Consider the following 18,113-nt stretch of genomic DNA (forward strand, 5'->3'; position numbering starts at 1 on the left):
GCGGGGCCGCGACGGCGCGTTCGGTCAGATAAACGGCGTCAACAGCATGTCGATCAGCTTGATGCCGATGAACGGTGCGACGATCCCGCCCACGCCGTAGATCAGCAGGTTGCGCCACAGCAGCTTTTCGGCCGGCTCCGCCCGATATTTCACGCCCTTCAGCGCGAGCGGAATCAACGCGACGATGATCAGCGCATTGAAGATCACCGCCGACAGGATCGCCGACGTCGGGCTGTGCAGCCCCATCACGTTCAGCGCGCCGAGCGCCGGATACGTCGCGACGAACGCGGCCGGAATGATCGCGAAGTACTTCGCGAGATCGTTGGCGACGCTGAACGTGGTCAGCGCGCCGCGCGTCATGATCATCTGCTTGCCGACCTCGACGACCTGCATCAGCTTGGTCGGGTTGCTGTCGAGGTCGACCATGTTGGCCGCTTCCTTTGCCGCCTGCGTGCCGCTGTGCATCGCGACGGCCACGTCGGCCTGTGCCAGTGCGGGCGCGTCGTTGGTGCCGTCGCCCGTCATCGCGACGAGATGGCCCTTCGCCTGGTGCTCGCGGATCAGCCGCAGCTTGTCTTCGGGCGTCGCTTCGGCCAGGTAGTCGTCGACGCCGGCTTCCGCCGCGATCGCGGCCGCAGTCAGCCGGTTGTCGCCGGTGATCATCACCGTCTTCACGCCGACCTTGCGCAGCTCGGCAAAGCGCGCGCCGATCCCGTGCTTGACGATGTCCTTCAGCTCGATCGCGCCGAGCACCCTGGCGCCGTCGGCGACGACGAGCGGCGTGCCGCCGCGTCGCGCGATATCGTTGACGGCCGTCTCGACCGCCTGCGGAAATGCGCCGCCGAGCGCATCGACGTGCGCGCGGATCGCGGACGCCGCGCCCTTGCGCACCTGCCGCTCGCCGATATCGAGGCCGCTCATCCGCGTGCGTGCACTGAACGGCACCGCGATGCTGCCGTCGACCGCCCTCACGTCCAGCGCGAAACGCTGCTTCGCGAGCGCGACGATCGAGCGCCCCTCGGGCGTTTCGTCGGCCAGCGACGACAGTTGCGCGGCCTCGGCCAGCGCACGCTCGTCCACGCCGGGCGCCGGCCGGAACTGCACGGCCTCGCGGTTGCCGAGCGTGATCGTGCCGGTCTTGTCGAGCAGCAGCACATCGACGTCGCCGGCCGCCTCGATCGCGCGGCCCGACGTCGCAAGCACGTTCGCGCGCATCATGCGGCTCATCCCCGCGATGCCGATCGCCGACAGCAGCGCGCCGATCGTCGTCGGGATCAGGCAAACCAGCAGCGCGATCAGCACGGTCAGGCTCACGGCCGAGCCCGACGCGTTCAGCAGCACGCTGAATTGCGAGAACGGCAGCAGCGTCACGCAGACGAGCAGGAAGATGATTGTCAGCGCAACGAGCAGGATCGTCAGCGCGACCTCGTTCGGCGTCTTGCCGCGTTTCGCGCCTTCGACCATCGCGATCATCCGGTCGAGAAACGCTTCGCCGGGTTGCGCGGTGATCTTCACGATGATCCAGTCGGACAGCACGCGCGTGCCGCCCGTCACCGACGAGAAATCGCCGCCCGACTCGCGAATCACCGGCGCGGATTCGCCGGTGATCGCCGATTCGTCGACCGACGCGACGCCGTCGATCACTTCGCCGTCGGCCGGAATCGTGTCGCCGGCTTCGACGAGCACGATGCTGCCGGCGGCGAGCTCGTCGCTCGGCACACGATGGCTCGTGCTGCCGAATTGCTTCGGCTCGTCGAGCACCTTCGCATACACGCGCTTGCGCGCCGCGCGCAACGCGTCGGCCTGCGCCTTGCCGCGCCCTTCCGCCAGCGCCTCGGCCGCGTTCGCGAACAGCACGGTGAACCACAGCCAGCACGCGACCGCGAAGATGAAACCGGCCGGCGCGTCGCCCGTGCCGGTCAGCGCCTGCAGCCACAGCGCGGTCGTGACGATGCTGCCGAGATAAACGACGAACATCACCGGGTTCTTCAACTGCACCCGCGGCGCGAGCTTGCGGAACGCCTCGCGCAGCACGGCCGTCCAGCGCATCGACGGCGCGCCGCCGATCGGCATGGCTGCCTGGTTGATCGGGCTTTCGATATGAGACATGAGTGACTCCGTTATTGCTGCGCTTGCCGCGCGCCGGCCGCGTGGCCGAATGCGCGGTCAAGTGCGAGATTCAGGTCGAGCACGCGCACGCGCGGTTCGCCGAGCACGCCGAGCTGGCGCGGTGCGGCGATCCGGTCGACCAGTGCCGCGACCTGCGCGGCATCGACGCCGCGCGCCTGCGCGACCCGCGCCGCCTGCAGCCGTGCGTTCGCGACCGAGATCTCGGGATCGAGCCCCGACGCGGACGCGGTGACGGCGTCCGCCGGCACCGGCGTGCCGTCGGCGAGCCCGTTCTCCTGCCGGTACGCCCGCACGCGCTGCGCGATATCCGCGAGCAGCTTCTTGCTGGTCGCGCCCTGGTTGCTCGCGCCGCTGCCGGCCGCGTTGTACGGCTGGTCGATCGTCTTCGACGGATCGGCCGGATCGGTGCCGGTCGTCGCGCTCGGCCGCGAATGGAAGTAACCGGCGCGCGTGAAGTTCTGCCCGATCACCGCCGAGCCGATCGTCGTGCCGTCGCGCTGGACGAGACTGCCGCGAGCCTGCGACGGAAACAGCACGTTCGCGACGCCCGCGGTGAGCAGCGGATACGCGATGCCGGTGACGAGCATGAACAGCACCGACGATGCGATCACCGGCCGCACGAGGCCGCGCGTCGCCGCGCCGAACGAAGAACCGGGTGCCGGCGCGGCGGCGGCCGCTGCCTGGCGATTGCCTTGCATCATGATGTTTCCCTCAGAACAGTTGGCCGCCCGACATCAGCAGGTGCTCGACGACCGGGCCGAGCGCGAGCGCGGGCAGGAACGTGAGACCGCCGACGACGAGGATCACGAAGATCAGCAGGCCGGCGAACAGGCCCGTCGACGTCGACAGCGTGCCCGCGCTTTCCGGCACGCTCTTCTTCGCGGCGAGGCTGCCCGCGACCGCGAGCATCGGCAGCAGCGTCAGGTAGCGGCCGATCAGCATCGCGAAGCCGATCGTCGTGTTGAAGAACGGCGTGTTCGCGTTCAGGCCCGCGAACGCGGAGCCGTTGTTGGCCGTGCCCGACGTGTATGCGTACAGCACTTCGCTGAAGCCGTGCGGGCCGAGGTTCGCGAGGCTGTCCATCGTCGAGTGCAGCATCGCCGCCAGCGCGGTGAAGCCGAGGATGCTGAACGGATGCGCGAGCACCGCGAGCATCACGAGCTTCATCTCGCGCGCCTCGATCTTCTTGCCGAGGAATTCCGGCGTGCGCCCGATCATCATCCCGACGAGGAACACCGTGAGGATCGCGAACGTGAACAGGTTGATCAGCCCGACGCCGTCGCCGCCGAACACGTTGTTCAACATCATCTGCGCGATCGGCACGAGCCCGCCGAGCGGCGTCAGCGAATCATGCATCGCGTCGACCGAACCGGTGGTCGCAGCCGTCGTGACGGTCGCGAACAGGCTCGTCTGCGCGATGCCGAAGCGCATCTCCTTGCCTTCCATGTTGCCGCCCGGCTGCATGGCGCTCATCTGCTGGTCGACGCCGAGCCCGGTAAGCAACGGATTGCCGTGCTGCTCGGCCTGGTAGATCACGGCCAGGAACCCGACGAACATCACGACGAACGCGCCGAGGATCACCCAGCCCTGGCGGCGCCGGCCGATCATCGTGCCGAGCGTGTAGGTCAGCGCGGACGGAATCAGCAGCATCGACAGCATGTGCAGCGTGTTGGTGAGCGGCGTCGGGTTTTCGAACGGATGCGCGGCGTTCATGCTGAAGAAGCCGCCGCCGTTCGTGCCGATATGCTTGATCGACTCGAGGCTGGCAACCGGCCCCATCACGATCTGCTGGCGCACGCCTTCGAGCGTGGTCGCCCATGCGTCGGACGCGAGCGTCTGCGGCATGCCCTGCCACACGTACACGAGCGCCATCACGAAGCTGAGCGGCAGCAGCACGCGATAGGTCACGCGCGTGAAATCGACCCAGTAGTTGCCGATGTCGGCGGCGCTCTTGCGGCTCAGCCCGCGGATGAAACCGCCCGCGGCCGCAACGCCGGTTGCCGCGCTGACCACCATCAGGAACGTGATGACGGCCATCTGCGAGAAGTTCGACAGGCTGCTCTCGCCCGCATACGCCTGCCAGTTCGTGTTCGTGATGAACGACGCGGCCGTGTTGAAGGCGAGGTCGGGGCTTTGCGCAGCGCGCTGCAGCGCATCGAACGGCAGCGCATCCTGGATCCGCAGCAGCAGATAACCGAGCAGCATCATCCCGGCATTGCTGAGCAGCAGCACCATGCCGTAGCGCTGCCACGACATCGCTTCGTCGGGATTCACGCCGAGTAGCGCATAGGTACGGCGTTCGGCCCACGCGTGGCGCGGGCTCGTGAAGGCGTGCGCGAGCCATGTCCCGACGACAGGTACCAGCGCCAGCATGATCGCGAGAACGATCGCGAATTGAATGAAGTTGTTGAACATGTCGACGCTCGCTCAGATCCGGTCGAGGCCGGTGATGAAACCGGCCGTCAATACAAAGAACGCGAGTGTGAACAGTACGAAAAGCAGATCGCTCATGACATCCACCGATAGTTTCGAATTTCTGTTGAATCGCGCCGATCAATACCGCTCGGGCTTGATCAACGCATGAAACAGATAGATAAAGAGCGCGATTGATAACGCGCCGGTGATCCACAACATGGCTTTCCCCTTTTTGTTCGGTTGCGCGGCTTATCCACGCGATCGTCGGCGCATCGGCCTTGCCGTGTCGGCGGTGGCCCGAGTGACGCCCCCATGCTCGACTGGCGAATGGGATGCGACAGTGTAGAAATCCGCGTATCAAAGCGGTGTTCATTTTCTTTACAGGGAATAAAAAAGCCGTAAAGACGAAAGCCGGCGGAACCGGTGTCTTTACGCGTTCTTTTCAGGGTCGGTGCGAGTCTATACACCGTATCGCCGCGGCGATTCCTAGAATGGGCGCCATGAACAACACGAGATCTCCGCGGTGCGGAGCATGATGCGACCCGGGGATGAAAGCATGAAACCGACCAGAACCGAATCCGCTGCTTCACGCGATCTGCCGCCCGTGCGTTCGCGGCGCCGGTCCCCCGCGGACGAACTCGTGCTGCTGTCGATCCGCGTCGAATCGGACAACCTCGCGCTCGTGCGGCGTCGCCTGCATCAGGCCGTCGGCGCCGCGCTCAACTTCTACACCGCCGCGATCGACAACCGCACCGGGCGCGCGTGCATCGAGCTCGAAGTCGCGCGCTCGCAGGCGTCGCCGGCAATCCTGTCGATCCTCCGCCTGTTGCCGGCCGCCGAATTCGGCACGATCCGCTTGTTGCAGCACTAGCCGGCGTTTACTGCGGCCACACGTGACACGCGTCACGCGTCCATCACCCTTTCATCGATTCGAACGCGCGTATCCGGCGCGAACGCGCACGGTTCTTCACGAGCCGCGTGCGTTCGCGACGGGTGCGCGCGACGGATCGTCGTTCCCGTCGTGACGGGCCTTTCCAGGAAGCACTCTCCATGAAAAAAGCAGTCGTCGGTACCCTCTCCCTCGCATTCTTCGGCGCCGCCGCGCATGCGCAAAGCAGCGTCACGCTCTACGGGATGCTGGACGCAGGTATCGTCTATACGAACAACCAGTCGGGTAAAAGCGCGTGGCAGCAAGGCAGCGGCCTGCTGTCGAATACCGTCTTCGGCCTGAGCGGCAACGAGGATCTCGGCGGCGGCCTGCATGCGCTGTTCCGCCTCGAGAACGGCTTCAACCTGAACAACGGCACGCAGTCGTACCGGAACACGATGTTCGGCCGCCGTGCGTACGTCGGCCTGCAGAGCGACCAGTACGGCGCGCTGACGCTCGGCCGCCAGTACGACGCCGTCGTCGACTATCTCGGCCCGCTCGCGATGGCGAACAACGGCGACGGCAACAACCTCGCGTCGCATCCGTTCGACAACGACAACATCGACGATTCGTTCTACATCGACAACGCGGTGAAATACACGAGCCCGACGCTCGCCGGCTGGCAGTTCGGCGGCCTGTACGGGTTCAGCAACGCGGCCGGCGGCTTCGCGAACAACCGTGCGTACAGCGCCGGCGTGTCGTATGCGAACGGGCCGGTCAACCTCGGCGCCGCGTACCTGCAGCTCAACCGCGGCGGGCTGACGGCCGGCGGTGCGCTGTCGAACAACGACGGGGCGAACTTCCCGGCCGTGCGCCAGCGCGTGATGGGCGCCGGCGGCAGCTACGCGTTCGACCGGCTGACAGTCGGCGCGCTGTGGACGCATTCGATGTTCGACGAAACGGCCGAATCGTCGCTGCCTGGCGCGCTGAACGCGCTGCGTTTCGACAACTACGAGGTCAATGCGCGCTACGCGCTGACGCCGGCGGTCTCGCTCGCGGGCGCCTATACGTTCACCGAGGGCCGCTACGACGATGCAACCGGCAGCCACCGACCGAAATGGCATCAGGTGACGCTGATGGCCGACTACGCGCTGAGCAAGCGTACCGACGTGTATGCGGAAACCGTGTACCAGCACCAGTTCGGCGTGCCGTCGGGCACGACGCTCGGGTTCGCGAACGTCACGGGGCTCGCGGCTTCGTCGACGAACACGCAGGTGGTCGCGACGGTCGGGATCCGGCATCGGTTCTGACCGCGCGCGCATCGTCGCAGGCCGGCCGCTCTGTGCAATCCCGCATGGACGCGCGCCGGCCGAACAGGGATCATTCGGGAAATCCGGGCCCGCGCGTCCGCGAAACCGGTACACTCGGCGCCGGGCGCGCGCCGGATCGGCAATCGGCGGCGGGCCGCTGCCGACACTCGAACCGTGATCCCATGACCACACCGATCTATCAGGAAATCAAGGACTTCATCCTCGCGCGCATTCATGCCGGCGAATGGGCGGAAGGCGACCAGGTGCCGTCGGAGAACGAGCTCGCGCGCGAATTCAACGTCGCGCGGATGACCGTCAACCGCGCGCTGCGCGAGCTGACGGCCGAGCAGGTGCTCACGCGCACGCGCGGCTCCGGCACGTATGTCGCGTCGCCGAAATACGAATCGACGCTCGTCGCGATCCGCAGCATCTCCGACGAAGTCGCCGCGCGCGGCCACGGCTATCGCGCGCAGGTGCTGCAGGTCGGCGCGGCCATCGCCGATGCGAAGCTCGCCGACGAACTGCAGCTCGACACGGGCAGCCCGATCTTCCATTCGCGCGTGCTGCACTTCGAAAACGACACGCCCGTGCAGCTCGAGGAGCGCTGGGTCAATCCGGCCTGCGCGCCCGAATACGCGTTGCAGGACTTCACGACGACGACGCCGAACCAGTACCTGACACGCGTCGCGCCGCTGCAGCGCGTCGAATACCGGATCGAGGCCGCGATGCCCGACACCGAAACGCGCCGCCATCTGACGATGGACGACCGCGAGCCGTGCCTGCTGCTGCATCGGCGCACGTGGTCGCAAGGAATGGTCGCGTCGGTCGCCAACCTGTGGCATCCGGGCAGCCGTTACCGGTTCACCGGGCATTTCTGACGCGCGGCATCAGCGCGCGCCGGGCCGCCCCCATCGCTCGATCGCACTGACCGCCAGTTTCAAACCGTCCTCCTGCGCGATACGCGTGCCGAGTTCCACGGCACGCGCCTTCGTGTCGCCGCGTTCGGCAAACGCGATCGCCCGTGCAAGCGCAGCGGCGTCCATGCGCCGCCCCGCCACCGGCGCATCCGTCACGCCAAGCCTCTTCAGCCGGTCCGCCCAGAAGAACTGATCGCCCGCGAACGGCACGACGACCGATGGAATGCCGGCCCGCGCGGCCGAATGCGTGGTGCCCGACCCGCCATGATGGATCGCCATCGACGTGCGCGGGAACAGCCAGTCGTGCGGTGTTTCGCCGATCACGCACACGTGCGCCGGCAACAGCGACGCATCGATGCCGCTCCAGCCCGGATAGAACAGCGCGCGCCGCCCGGCGAGCGCATGGACCAGCGCGTCGGCCATCGCGGCCCGGTCGAACCCGGCCATGCTGCCGAAACCGATATACACCGGCGGATCGCCCGAGTCGAGAAACGCGGAAAGTTCGGGCGGTGGCATCCATGCGCGCGCATCGATCCGCCACTGGCCGCATGCAAGCGCCTGCGACGGCCAGTCGGCCGGCCCGGACAACAGCGCCGGCGACACGCCGTACAGCATCGGATGGTCGGTCCACACCCGCTTGCGCGGCGGCAACCCGCAGACGCTTGCGCGCGCCGCGTTCGTCGCCTTCCTGAATGCCTGCCACAGCAGCGCGTTCACGAACCGGTGGCTCGCGCGGTTCAGCCAGCGCGGCAACTTGCCCGGCGGCAGGAACGGCGACGCGAATTCCGCAGTTGGCGTAATCGGGATCATGCCCGTGCCGATTGCCGGCACGCCGCGATACTCGGCGACCGACAGCCCGACGAACGACGCGAGGCCCGACACGAGGATCGCGTCGCAACCGGCCGACGCGTCAGTGATTTCTCGCATCCATGCGGCCGTGTTCGCATTCGCGATCGCCGCAAGCGCCTTCGACGTGTCGTTGAAGCCGCCGCGCCCGCGCACTGCATCCGACAACGCGCCATCCGGCGCAATCGCGCGGCGGATATCACCGGACAACGGCGCCGACGGCACACCGAGCGCGGCGGCCGAGCCGAGCGTCGCGGCATCGGCCAGCAGCCGGACGTCGTGGCCGGCGTCCATCAGCGCACGGCCGAGCGCCGCAAGCGGGCGCGTGTCGCCTTCGGTGCCGTAGGTGGCGATGACGAGCTTCATGCATGACTCCTCGTACGCAGCAGAAACGGATGGAAACGGGTGGATTCATAAAAGTGCACGTCGTATACTAATGCAATTCGTGCACTTTCAGTCAATCCCTCCCGCCATGCCGATTCCGACCGACGATCCGGGCCGCCGAGCGCGCAAGCGCATCCAGATGCTGGCGCATCTCGCCGCCACCGGCGCGCGCCTGTTCGATGCACACGGCTACGAGGCCGTCACGATGGAGCAGATCGCCGCGCAGGCCGACGTCGCGAAGCGCACGCTGTACAACCACTTTCCGACGAAGGAAGCCGTGCTCGCGCACTGGCTCGAAGGCGAACTCGCGCGCGATCTTGCGCATCTGCAGCGTGACGTTGCGCGGCGCAAGACCTTCGCGTCACGCATCGGCTGCGTACTCGATGCATCGGCCGCGTGGTGCGAGCAACATCCGGTGTACCTGCTCGCCTATCTGCGGCACCGCTTTCTGAGCATCGGCACGGTCGAACCGGAAAGCGGCGGAGAGAACGGCAGCGATATCGCGCTGGTCTGGCAGCAACTGATCGTCGCGGGGCAGCAATCCGGCGAACTGAACGCAACGCTGCGGGCCGACCAGCTCGCGACGTGGTTTCATCACCTGTATCTCGCGGCGATGCTGCGCTGGCTGACCGTGCCGGGGTTGTCGTTGAAACGGGAGTTTCAGTCGGTCGCGAAACTGTTTGTCGAAGGCGCGGAAGCGAAGCGCTGAGCGGCGCAAACCGCCGGTCAGGCGGTCATAAGCTCATCAACTCACAAGCGCCCGAGCACGACCGCGAGCAGCGAGCGCACGAAACGGGCGACCGCCGCGCCGCATGCGACAAACGCGCGCTTCATTTTTTCCGCGACGCTTTCGCCGCCGGTGTGCCGCGTTGCGCGGCGGCAGCATCGCCGCCCGACGGCCATTGCGTCTCGTCGAGCAAACGATCGAACAGCCGCGCGCGTTCGTCGTCCGACAGCGGACACAGCCCGAACATCGCCGATAACGCGAGGCCCCAGGCCGCCTTCCAGCGCAGCAGCGCAAGATCGGGATCGCCCGATTCAGCCGCGATGCGCTTCGCGTTCTCGCCATCGATATCCCGAACCCGCTGCAGCGGCGCGGGATCCTCGACCAGCGCCGCCATGATCGCGAGCGCCGCCGACGGCTGCTGGTCGATCACTTCGCGCATCGTCGCGATCTGCGCGGACAGCGTCGGCTGCGCCTCACCCGGATCGCGTGCCGCCAGGTAGTCGCGCTGGAATCGTTGGTAGTACTCCTGCTGATGTTCCATCAGCGCGTTCAGCACATCGCCTTTCGTACGGAACTGATGCATCAGCCCGCCCTTGCTGATGCCGCTTTCGCGCGAAATCGCATCGAACGTGAGCTTGCCCGGGCCGTCGCGCTCGAGGATCGCGAGCGCCGCCTGGATCGCGGCAGTGCGCGTTCGCTCGGAACGCGTCGGGTTATCCATGAACTTTCCCCGGTATGGAGTGGCGCAATGCGACCGCGCCGAACCGGCCCGGTCGCATGCAGGAAGTGCGCGGAGTCTATCACAAACAAACCGCCTGGTCGGTTTACATCCGGAAATGGCGGTGCTACGATCGGCTCCCGCATCGGCTCCGGCCGGATTCACGGCTGTTTCGCGCACCGGTCACCGGTACGCGATCGCCGCCTGTGGCACGACTGCCGGGCCGATGAGCACTGCCGGACCACCTGCCGCTCCCGATATTCATGCGGTCATTACGCCCCAAAAACAAACCGTCTGGTTGGTTTTTTTCATGAACCCCAAGCGGCGACACCACCCCGTTGCACCACCCTTCGCACCGGCACCCCCGGCGCGAACCCCGACCCGGAGAATCAGATGAACCGATCGATCAAGCCCAGCCACCTGCTCAATGCCGCACTGTGCGTCGCGCTCGCCGGATGCGCCGGCGTCCAGCCCGCCCGCTACAGCGGCATCGAATCGTCGCCCTATCTGCGCAGCGATCCGCAGGACAAGTCCGGCCGCGTGCCCTACCGCTACGCGCTGCCGGCGGACTGGCATCAGTACCGGAAGCTGATCCTGGACCCGGTCGCCGTCTATCGCGGCACCGACCATCAGTTCGGCGACCTGACCGACCAGGACAAATCGACGCTTGCCGCGTACATGGGCGACACGTTCGCGAAGAAGCTCGGCAAGCGCTTCGAGCTGACGAGCACGCCGGGCCCCGACACACTGCGTGTGAAGCTGACGCTGACGGGCGCCGTGACGACCACGACGTTTGCCGGCGCATTCGCGCATTTCGATCTCGCGGGCAACGTCTACAACGGTGTGCAGGCGATCCGTGGCCGCGAGGGTGCGTTCACGGGCTCGGTCATCTACGCGGTGGAGATCCGCGATGCAGCGACGAACCGGTTGATCAACGCGTACGTGACGAAGCAGTATCCGAATGCGATGAACATCGGCGCGAGTTTCGGCGCGCTCAGCGCGGCGAAAACCGGCATCGACAAGGGCGCCGATGCACTCGTCGCGCAATTCGACTGACACGCGCCGGCACACGTTGGCGTGTTTCGCGCAGATGCATGCCCGCTGGCCGCGAGCGGCGCTCTTCTGGATCGTTCCGCTCGCGGCCGCCGCGTTCTGTGTCGCATGGGGTGTCACGTCGCTCGGCAGTCGCGGGCCGACGATCACGCTCGCGTTCGCGACAGCCGACGGACTGGAAGCCGGCCGATCGACGCTGCGGCTGCGCAACGTCGAAGTCGGCCGCGTCACAAACGTACGCGCGTTGCGCGGGCAACCGGGCGTGCGCGTCGAGGTACGACTGGACACCGATGCTCGGGCACTGGCGGTTGCGGACACACGCTTCTGGATCGTGCGGCCGCGCATCGGGCCCGGTGGCCTTTCCGGTCTCGATTCGTTGCAGTCCGGTGCCTACATCGCGGCCGCGCTCGGCCATTCGCGCAAATCGCGCACGACGTTCGTCGGGCTCGATGCACCGCCGCTCACGGAAGACCGCGGCCGTCACTACACGCTGCGCGCGACCTCGCTCGGCTCGGTTGCGATCGGCTCGCCGGTCTATCACCGGCGCGCGCGCGTCGGCCAGGTGACCGGTTATGCACTCGATACCGGCGGGCACGGCGTCTCGATCGACGTGTTCGTCGCCGCGCCGTTCGATCGGTATGTCGATACGGACGCGCGCTGGTGGCAGGCCGGTGGCCTCGGCCTGCGGCTCGACGCGGGCGGCATGACACTCGGCACGCCATCGCTCGCCGCGCTGCTCGCCGGCGCGCTCGCGTTCGCGGCGCCGCCGGGGCGCACGTCGATCGACGCGGCGCCGGACGGCGCGCGCTTTCGCGTGGCCGACGATGAAATCGATGCGATGCGCACGCCGAACGCGCCGGCCGCGCCCGTCGTGATGCGTTTCGATCGCTCGCTGCGCGGCCTCGATGTCGGCGCGCCGGTGGATTTTCGCGGCATCGAACTCGGCAACGTGACGGCCGTCGGTACCGAATACGACGCAGCACGCGGCGACGTGACGATGCGCGTGACGATGGCGCTCTACCCCGATCGCCTCGGGCAGCGCTACCGCGACGTGCTCGGCGACGGCAACACCGAGGCCGGCAAGGCGCTGCTGCGCACGCTCGTCGCGCGCGGTTTGCGCGGCCAGTTGCGCATGGGCAATCCGATCGCGAACCGCTCGTATGTCGCGCTCGACATGTTCCCGCACGCGCCGCCCGCGTCGGTCGACACGAATCGCGAGCCGATCGCGCTCCCGACCGTGCCCGGCACGCTCGACGTGCTGCGCGTACAAATTGCAGACATCGCCGGAACCCTGTCCCGGTTGCCGCTCGATCGGATGGGTGCGAATCTGAACGCAGCGCTCGTGAACACCAATGCGCTGTTCGCGCAACTCGATACCGAACTTGCACCGCATGCGCATGATGCGCTGAGCAACGCGCGACAGGCATTCACAGCCGCGCAGGCGACGCTGCGGCAAGAGGGTGCGAGCGCATCGAACCTCCACCGCACGCTGGCACAATTCGCACGAACGTCGAGTGCGCTGCGCGCATTGGCCGGCGATCTGGAACAGCATCCGGAATGGTTGTTACCGAATGTATCGGGCACCACGCATCCGGCCCGTACGGCGCCGTGAGCGCGTCGCGCGGCACTGACGGATTTTTACGACGAACGCACGCACTGCATGCCAAATTTCCCGCGCAGCAGTATGCTGGTGTCGTACGGCTGCGCACGGTGCCTCGGGTAACCCCGCCATTCGCACGTTGTCGCGCCGCCGTCGCAACCGCAATCATGCGTTGCAAGGAGGGATTCGTGATGACCACCACGCATCAGTATTTCCACCTCGAACTACGGCACGCCACCGCGCCGACCTATTTCATCAGCTACCTGTTTCCCGCCTTGCTGTTCGTTTACGAACTGCTGCGCGTCGGCCAGTGGATCCGCGATCACGGGATGCAATTCGCCGCGTTCAAGCAGATGGGTTACGAGTATCTGCTGATGCTGCTGTTCGTCGGGCTGCAGATCGTCGTCGAGGCGATCTTCCTGCTCGGCGCCGCGATGCGCCGCGACAATCGCGATTTCGAACACCGGCTGCCGAACGTAATCCTCGGCATCGGCTGCTCGATCGCGCTGCTCGCGATCGACCTCGCGATCCAGCTGGCGTTCTGACAGCCGGCGGGCCCGGCCCGCCGGTTGCCGGGGCGCTCAGGCGTCCGCGTCGCGCAGGAACGTCGCCACGGCTGCCAGCACGTCGTCCGTCCGCTCGCGGTGCGGCATGTGCCCGCATTGGCCGAGCAACAGGAACGACGACGGCCCCGCGACGCGCGCGGCGATCCGCTTCGGATGCACGTCCGACCCGTATTCGTCGTCTTCGCCGTGAATCGCGAGCGTCGCGCATTGCACGCGCGGCAAGTCGTCGTCGAGATTCCAGTCGCGAAAGGCCGGCGACAGCCACGTGTCGACCCACGCGCGCAGCACCCATTCGGCCTTGTCGCCGTGATAACGCGCGAGCCGGTCGAGTTGCCCCGGTTCGTCGAACTGTTGCCCGGCGTCGCGAATGCCGGCCAGCGTGCGATCCTCGACGAATGCTTGCGCGGCGATCGTGACGAGCGCGCGACAACGATCCGGATGCGCGGCGGCACACCCGACCGCCATCCCGCCGCCGACGCTGTGCCCGAACGCGACGAACGCATCGACGCCGAGCTGTTCGAGCAACGCGTCGAACGCGTGGTCGGCCTCATCGCGCACGAAGGTCGTGCCGAGCGTTCCCGGATGACGGTCCGAACGGCCGAAGCCGAGACGGTCGTACGCGATCACGTCGCGCTGCGTGGCGCTGGCGAGTTGCGCGGGAAAGTCGCGCCACAAGTCGACGCAGCCGAGCGAATCGTGCAGCAGCACGATCGGTGCGGCCGGCGCGGATACGCCCGCCGCGTCCTGCAGCGGACGGGCGCGCCAGCGCTTCGCAAAGAGACGCCCTTGCGGCGTCTCGATGGTGGTCTCCTCGATCAGGCTCTCGGTCATGTGTCTGTCGTCTGCGTAAAAGCGGCCGTCCATGGACGGCCCCATCGAATCGCCGCATGTTGGCCCGCGAGCGCGCGCGGCGTCAAGCAAGCCCTCACCGCGCGCGGGCTCATTCGGGCTGCGGCGGCAGGTACTCCATCTGCGCTTCGTCGTACAGCCGGTAGATCAGCGCCTGCATCGCGCGGATGTCCTCCGATTCGTCGAGCATCCGCATGCTCATGATGATCGGCGACACGAGGTTCGGATCGTCGAGCGGCTTGTAGCTGATGTCGTCGCGCTTCAGCCCGTACACGCTGTGCGGCACGACCGACACGCCCTCGCCCATCGCGACGAGGCCGAGCGCGATCTGCAGTTCGCGCGTCTCGTAGATCCGCCGCGGTTGCAGCGCGCGATCGTGGAACGCCGCGAGCACCTGGTCCGCATAGCTCGGGCGCGGCGCCTTCGGGAAGATGATCAGCGTGTCGTTCACGAGATCGTGCAGCGACAGCACGGGCTTCGCGCTGTCGAGCACATGGCCGACCGGCAGCGCGACGATCATCCGCTCTTCGCGCAGCACGACGCGCCGCACGCTCGGATCCTCGTGGCGGATACGCCCGAACCCGACGTCGATGCGCCCTTCCTTCAGCGCCTTGATCTGGTCCATCGTCGACATCTCGTGCAGGCTCAGCTCGACGGCCGGATACTCGCTGCGAAAGCGCCGGATGATCTTCGGCAGCATCCCGTACAACGTCGAGCCGACGAAACCGACCGACATGCTGCGCTCGATCTTGCCGACCCGCTTCGTCATCGATTCGAGTTCGGTCGTCTGCGCGAGCAGCTGCACCGCATGCGAATAGAAGAAGCGCCCCGCGTCGGTCAGCTTCAGCGGCCGCGCGTTACGCTCGAACAGCGGCACGCCGAGCGTCTCCTCGAGCTGCTGGATCTGCCGGCTCAGCGGCGGCTGCGCGATATGCAGCCGTTCCGCCGCCCGCGTGAAATTCCGCTCCTCGGCGACCGCGACGAAGTAGCGGAGGTGTCTCAACTCCATTTTCGATGTCTCCCGGACAGGGTCCCGACGTCAAGCCACCGCCGGACCATGCCATGACGATACCCCAGGCGGCGCCAACCGCCACGCGCCGCGCCGCCCAAAGCAAAACGGGAAGCCCGCGAGCTTCCCGTTGTTTCATCGACGCCGCCTGACGGCAGCGTCACGACCGCCCATCACACCTCGGTCGCGTAGAGCGCGTCGCGCTGCGCGTTGCTCAGCGAGTCGAGCGGCACGTCCGGCAGCTGATAGCAGATCATCGTGCCGTACAGCTCGGCGAGGCAGTTGCTGCCGGCGTCGAGCGCGTAGCCGTCCTCGCCGTCCGGTGCCGGCGGGTACACTTCGCGCCACGCGTTGATCGCGGCTTCGATTCGCACGATGGAAACGGGTCCGGCCTTCCGCTCGGCGGGTGATGCGCTCATGGATTCCTCTGGGATGCGCGCTCCGCGGGCCGTGCCGGCCCGGATGGAACGATGGAAACGCCGGGCGCCGCCGGCCGTCGCGCGCCGCGCGCGCCGGATGCCGATCCGCGCTGCGCCTGTCGCGCCGGCCGGGCCGTGGCCCGGTAGGGTCGGGCAATATAACCGGCTTTGACCCCGTGCAGGCAAAAGCCGGGCAAAAAAAACGGGAAGCGCAAGGCTTCCCGTTTCATCGCACGTCGCGCGGCTGCGTGCCGCGCCCGCGTCAGCCCGCGGTTTCGCGATTCGTCACCGACTGCGGTTGCGCGCCGCGGCTCGCGGCGATCCACGGCGCGATTTCCATGTCTTCGTAGCGCACGAAACGGCTCTTTTTCAGGAACCGGAAACCGAGCCACACGACGAGGAACAGCGGAATGCCGACATAGGTCGCGATCACGCCGGCCCAGTCGATCCGGTTCGCGAGGAACGCCTGATAGTCCTGCCCGAGCGCGATCACGAGGCACAGCACGAACGCGAACAGCGGGCCGAACGGGAACCACTTCGACTGGTACGGCAGCTGGTCGAGCGCATAACCCTGCTTTACGTAGCCCTTGCGGAACCGGTAATGGCTGACCGCAATGCCGAGCCACGCGATGAAGCCCGTCATCCCCGACGTGTTCAGCAGCCACAGGTACACGGTCTTGTCACCGTACAGCGACGTGAAGAAGCACAGCGCGCCGACGGCCGTCGTCGCATACAGCGCATTGCGCGGCACGCCGCCCGGCGACAGCTTCGCGAACACCTTAGGCGCGCGGCCTTCGGTCGCGAGGGTGTAGAGCATCCGCGTCGACGCGTACATGCCCGAGTTGCCGGCCGACAGCACGGCGGTCAGGATCACCGCGTTCATCACGCCGGCCGCGAATGCGAGGCCCGCGTGGCGGAACACGAGCGTGAACGGGCTCACGCCGATGTCGGTCACGTCCGTCTTCAGCAGGTTCGGGTCGGTATAGGGAATCAGCACGCCGATCACGAAGATCGCGAACACGTAGAACAGCAGGATGCGCCAGAACACCTGGCGTACCGCGCGCGGAATCGTCGTGCGCGGGTTCTCCGATTCGCCGGCCGCGACGCCGATCAGCTCGGTGCCCTGGAACGAGAAGCCCGCGATCATCGCGACGCCCATCAACGCCGGCAGGCCGCCCGCAAACGGCGCGTCGCCGATCGTCAGGTTGCCCCAGCCGTTGCTCGGCGCGCCCTTCAGAATGCCGAAGATCATCAGCAGGCCGACGCCGATGAACGCGACCACGGTGACGACCTTGATCAGCGCGAACCAGTATTCGGCTTCGCCGAAGCCGCGCACGGTGAGCGCGTTAAGCAGGAACATCACGCCGAGGAAGGCCGCGCTCCACCACACGCCCGGCACGTCCGGAAACCAGTAGTGCATCACGAGCTGCGCGGCCACCAGTTCCACCGCGATCGTCACGGCCCAGTTGTACCAGTAGTTCCAGCCGAGCGCGAAACCGAAGCCTTCGTCGACGTATTTCGCGCCGTAGGTCGCGAACGAACCCGACACCGGCATGAACGCGGCCATCTCGCCCAGGCTCGTCATCAGGAAGTAGACCATCAGGCCGATGAGCATGTACGCGACCATCGCGCCGCCGGGGCCGGCCTGCGAGATCGACGCGCCGGACGCGACGAACAGGCCCGTGCCAATCGAGCCGCCGATGGCGATCATCGTCAGGTGGCGCGCCTTCAGCGCGCGATGAAGCTTGGGTGGGTTCGCGGACGAACCGGGTGGGTCGGATTTCGGAATTGCGGACATAAACGAGACGAACGTTGAGCGGGCCGGCATCCGTAGCCGGCGCATGCGGAATCGGAGCGCGAGGCGCGTCCTGCGATGCATTCGATGCGGCCCCGATACGCGTTGCGCGGCGGGCGCCTGCGGCGAAGCGCGGATTCTACCTGATTCGCCACGGGGACAGCGCACGCGCAAACGCCCGCCGCCGCGGGGGAGATTTCGCAGAATCAAGGAGTTGGCGGCATCCGTTCCACGCATGGCGCGTCCCGGTGCAATAACCACGAATGCATGGGGGTTATCCGGTTTACCGATTCGTAAAAAGTACGCGCCTTCCTGTCGCAATCCGCCAAATACCGCGTCGATACGCCAAATCAACCGATGAGCGCATCATTATTCAGACAAAACGACCGATACTGATAATTGATTCAAATCAAATCGCCCGCGTGCAATGCGGTAATGATGCGTAATCGTTTCGAATCGCCGTTCCCGCATGCATGTTTTGCATGCGCACGCGAGTTGCAGGAATTC

General features: G+C 66.7%; 17 protein-coding genes. 7 read left to right on the forward strand and 10 right to left on the reverse strand.

The genetic code is table 11. The annotated features are described in order from the left end of the window. Positions 1-24: 24 nt before the first annotated feature. The 4 genes from kdpB to kdpF form a co-directional block, all read right to left on the reverse strand. Positions 25-2,073 carry a potassium-transporting ATPase subunit KdpB gene (kdpB, locus tag ACTRWB_RS01350; RefSeq protein ID WP_446901396.1) on the reverse strand — a complete coding sequence of 683 codons (2,049 nt, stop codon included), beginning with the start codon at positions 2,071-2,073 and terminating at the stop codon, positions 25-27. Positions 2,074-2,120: 47 nt separating this feature from the next. Next, positions 2,121-2,831 (reverse strand): potassium-transporting ATPase subunit KdpC, encoded by a 711-nt coding sequence (kdpC, locus tag ACTRWB_RS01355; protein ID WP_446900646.1) that lies wholly within the window; start codon positions 2,829-2,831, stop codon positions 2,121-2,123. A 10-nt stretch (positions 2,832-2,841) separates the two neighbouring features. After that, the gene (kdpA, locus tag ACTRWB_RS01360) at positions 2,842-4,545 is read right to left on the reverse strand and encodes a potassium-transporting ATPase subunit KdpA (protein WP_446900647.1); all 1,704 of its coding nucleotides are present in this window, start codon (positions 4,543-4,545) and stop codon (positions 2,842-2,844) included. Between the two features lie 138 nt (positions 4,546-4,683). Then, positions 4,684-4,764: a K(+)-transporting ATPase subunit F gene (kdpF, locus tag ACTRWB_RS01365; RefSeq protein ID WP_063778223.1), complete on the reverse strand. Its 81-nt coding sequence runs from the start codon at positions 4,762-4,764 to the stop codon at positions 4,684-4,686. Between the two features lie 337 nt (positions 4,765-5,101). Here kdpF and ACTRWB_RS01370 point away from each other — a divergent pair, with 337 nt between their 5' ends. From ACTRWB_RS01370 to hutC, 3 genes are all read left to right on the forward strand, one after another. Beyond that, a complete protein-coding gene (locus ACTRWB_RS01370; RefSeq protein WP_226800393.1) occupies positions 5,102-5,416 on the forward strand; it encodes a hypothetical protein in 315 nt (104 codons plus the stop codon). Positions 5,417-5,595: 179 nt separating this feature from the next. Further along, positions 5,596-6,723: a porin gene (locus ACTRWB_RS01375; protein WP_446900648.1), complete on the forward strand. Its 1,128-nt coding sequence runs from the start codon at positions 5,596-5,598 to the stop codon at positions 6,721-6,723. Positions 6,724-6,905: 182 nt separating this feature from the next. Then, positions 6,906-7,601, forward strand: coding sequence for a histidine utilization repressor (gene hutC, locus ACTRWB_RS01380; RefSeq protein WP_048250090.1), 696 nt, complete (start codon positions 6,906-6,908; stop codon positions 7,599-7,601). A 9-nt stretch (positions 7,602-7,610) separates the two neighbouring features. On the opposite strand, the gene ACTRWB_RS01385 is transcribed toward hutC, so the two are convergent. Beyond that, a complete protein-coding gene (locus ACTRWB_RS01385) occupies positions 7,611-8,852 on the reverse strand; it encodes a glycosyltransferase (RefSeq protein WP_446900649.1) in 1,242 nt (413 codons plus the stop codon). A 106-nt stretch (positions 8,853-8,958) separates the two neighbouring features. Between ACTRWB_RS01385 and ACTRWB_RS01390 the strand changes: the two genes are divergently transcribed. Next, entirely contained in the window at positions 8,959-9,579 is a 621-nt protein-coding gene (locus ACTRWB_RS01390; RefSeq protein ID WP_446900650.1) for a TetR/AcrR family transcriptional regulator, read from the forward strand. 121 nt (positions 9,580-9,700) lie between these two features. On the opposite strand, the gene ACTRWB_RS01395 is transcribed toward ACTRWB_RS01390, so the two are convergent. After that, positions 9,701-10,318: a TetR family transcriptional regulator gene (locus tag ACTRWB_RS01395; RefSeq protein ID WP_193101117.1), complete on the reverse strand. Its 618-nt coding sequence runs from the start codon at positions 10,316-10,318 to the stop codon at positions 9,701-9,703. A 390-nt stretch (positions 10,319-10,708) separates the two neighbouring features. On the opposite strand from ACTRWB_RS01395, the gene ACTRWB_RS01400 reads away from it, so the two are divergent. The 3 genes from ACTRWB_RS01400 to ACTRWB_RS01410 all read left to right on the forward strand — a co-directional run bounded on the left by ACTRWB_RS01400 (position 10,709) and on the right by ACTRWB_RS01410 (position 13,513). Beyond that, positions 10,709-11,371: a DUF3313 domain-containing protein gene (locus tag ACTRWB_RS01400; RefSeq protein WP_048250086.1), complete on the forward strand. Its 663-nt coding sequence runs from the start codon at positions 10,709-10,711 to the stop codon at positions 11,369-11,371. Between the two features lie 34 nt (positions 11,372-11,405). Beyond that, positions 11,406-12,980, forward strand: coding sequence for a PqiB family protein (locus tag ACTRWB_RS01405; protein ID WP_446900651.1), 1,575 nt, complete (start codon positions 11,406-11,408; stop codon positions 12,978-12,980). Between the two features lie 179 nt (positions 12,981-13,159). Beyond that, a complete protein-coding gene (locus ACTRWB_RS01410) occupies positions 13,160-13,513 on the forward strand; it encodes a hypothetical protein (RefSeq protein WP_446900652.1) in 354 nt (117 codons plus the stop codon). 36 nt (positions 13,514-13,549) lie between these two features. On the opposite strand, the gene ACTRWB_RS01415 is transcribed toward ACTRWB_RS01410, so the two are convergent. The 4 genes from ACTRWB_RS01415 to ACTRWB_RS01430 all read right to left on the reverse strand — a co-directional run bounded on the left by ACTRWB_RS01415 (position 13,550) and on the right by ACTRWB_RS01430 (position 17,609). After that, on the reverse strand, positions 13,550-14,365 hold the full coding sequence (locus ACTRWB_RS01415; RefSeq protein WP_446900653.1) for an alpha/beta fold hydrolase: 816 nt from the start codon (positions 14,363-14,365) through the stop codon (positions 13,550-13,552). A 109-nt stretch (positions 14,366-14,474) separates the two neighbouring features. Continuing rightward, positions 14,475-15,392 carry a LysR family transcriptional regulator gene (locus ACTRWB_RS01420; protein WP_412025077.1) on the reverse strand — a complete coding sequence of 306 codons (918 nt, stop codon included), beginning with the start codon at positions 15,390-15,392 and terminating at the stop codon, positions 14,475-14,477. Positions 15,393-15,565: 173 nt separating this feature from the next. Then, the gene (locus tag ACTRWB_RS01425) at positions 15,566-15,811 is read right to left on the reverse strand and encodes a DUF3717 domain-containing protein (protein ID WP_048250082.1); all 246 of its coding nucleotides are present in this window, start codon (positions 15,809-15,811) and stop codon (positions 15,566-15,568) included. 262 nt (positions 15,812-16,073) lie between these two features. Beyond that, the gene (locus ACTRWB_RS01430) at positions 16,074-17,609 is read right to left on the reverse strand and encodes an amino acid permease (RefSeq protein ID WP_343490518.1); all 1,536 of its coding nucleotides are present in this window, start codon (positions 17,607-17,609) and stop codon (positions 16,074-16,076) included. Positions 17,610-18,113: the final 504 nt, after the last annotated feature.

This window comes from Burkholderia sp. YIM B11467 (assembly GCF_052952715.1).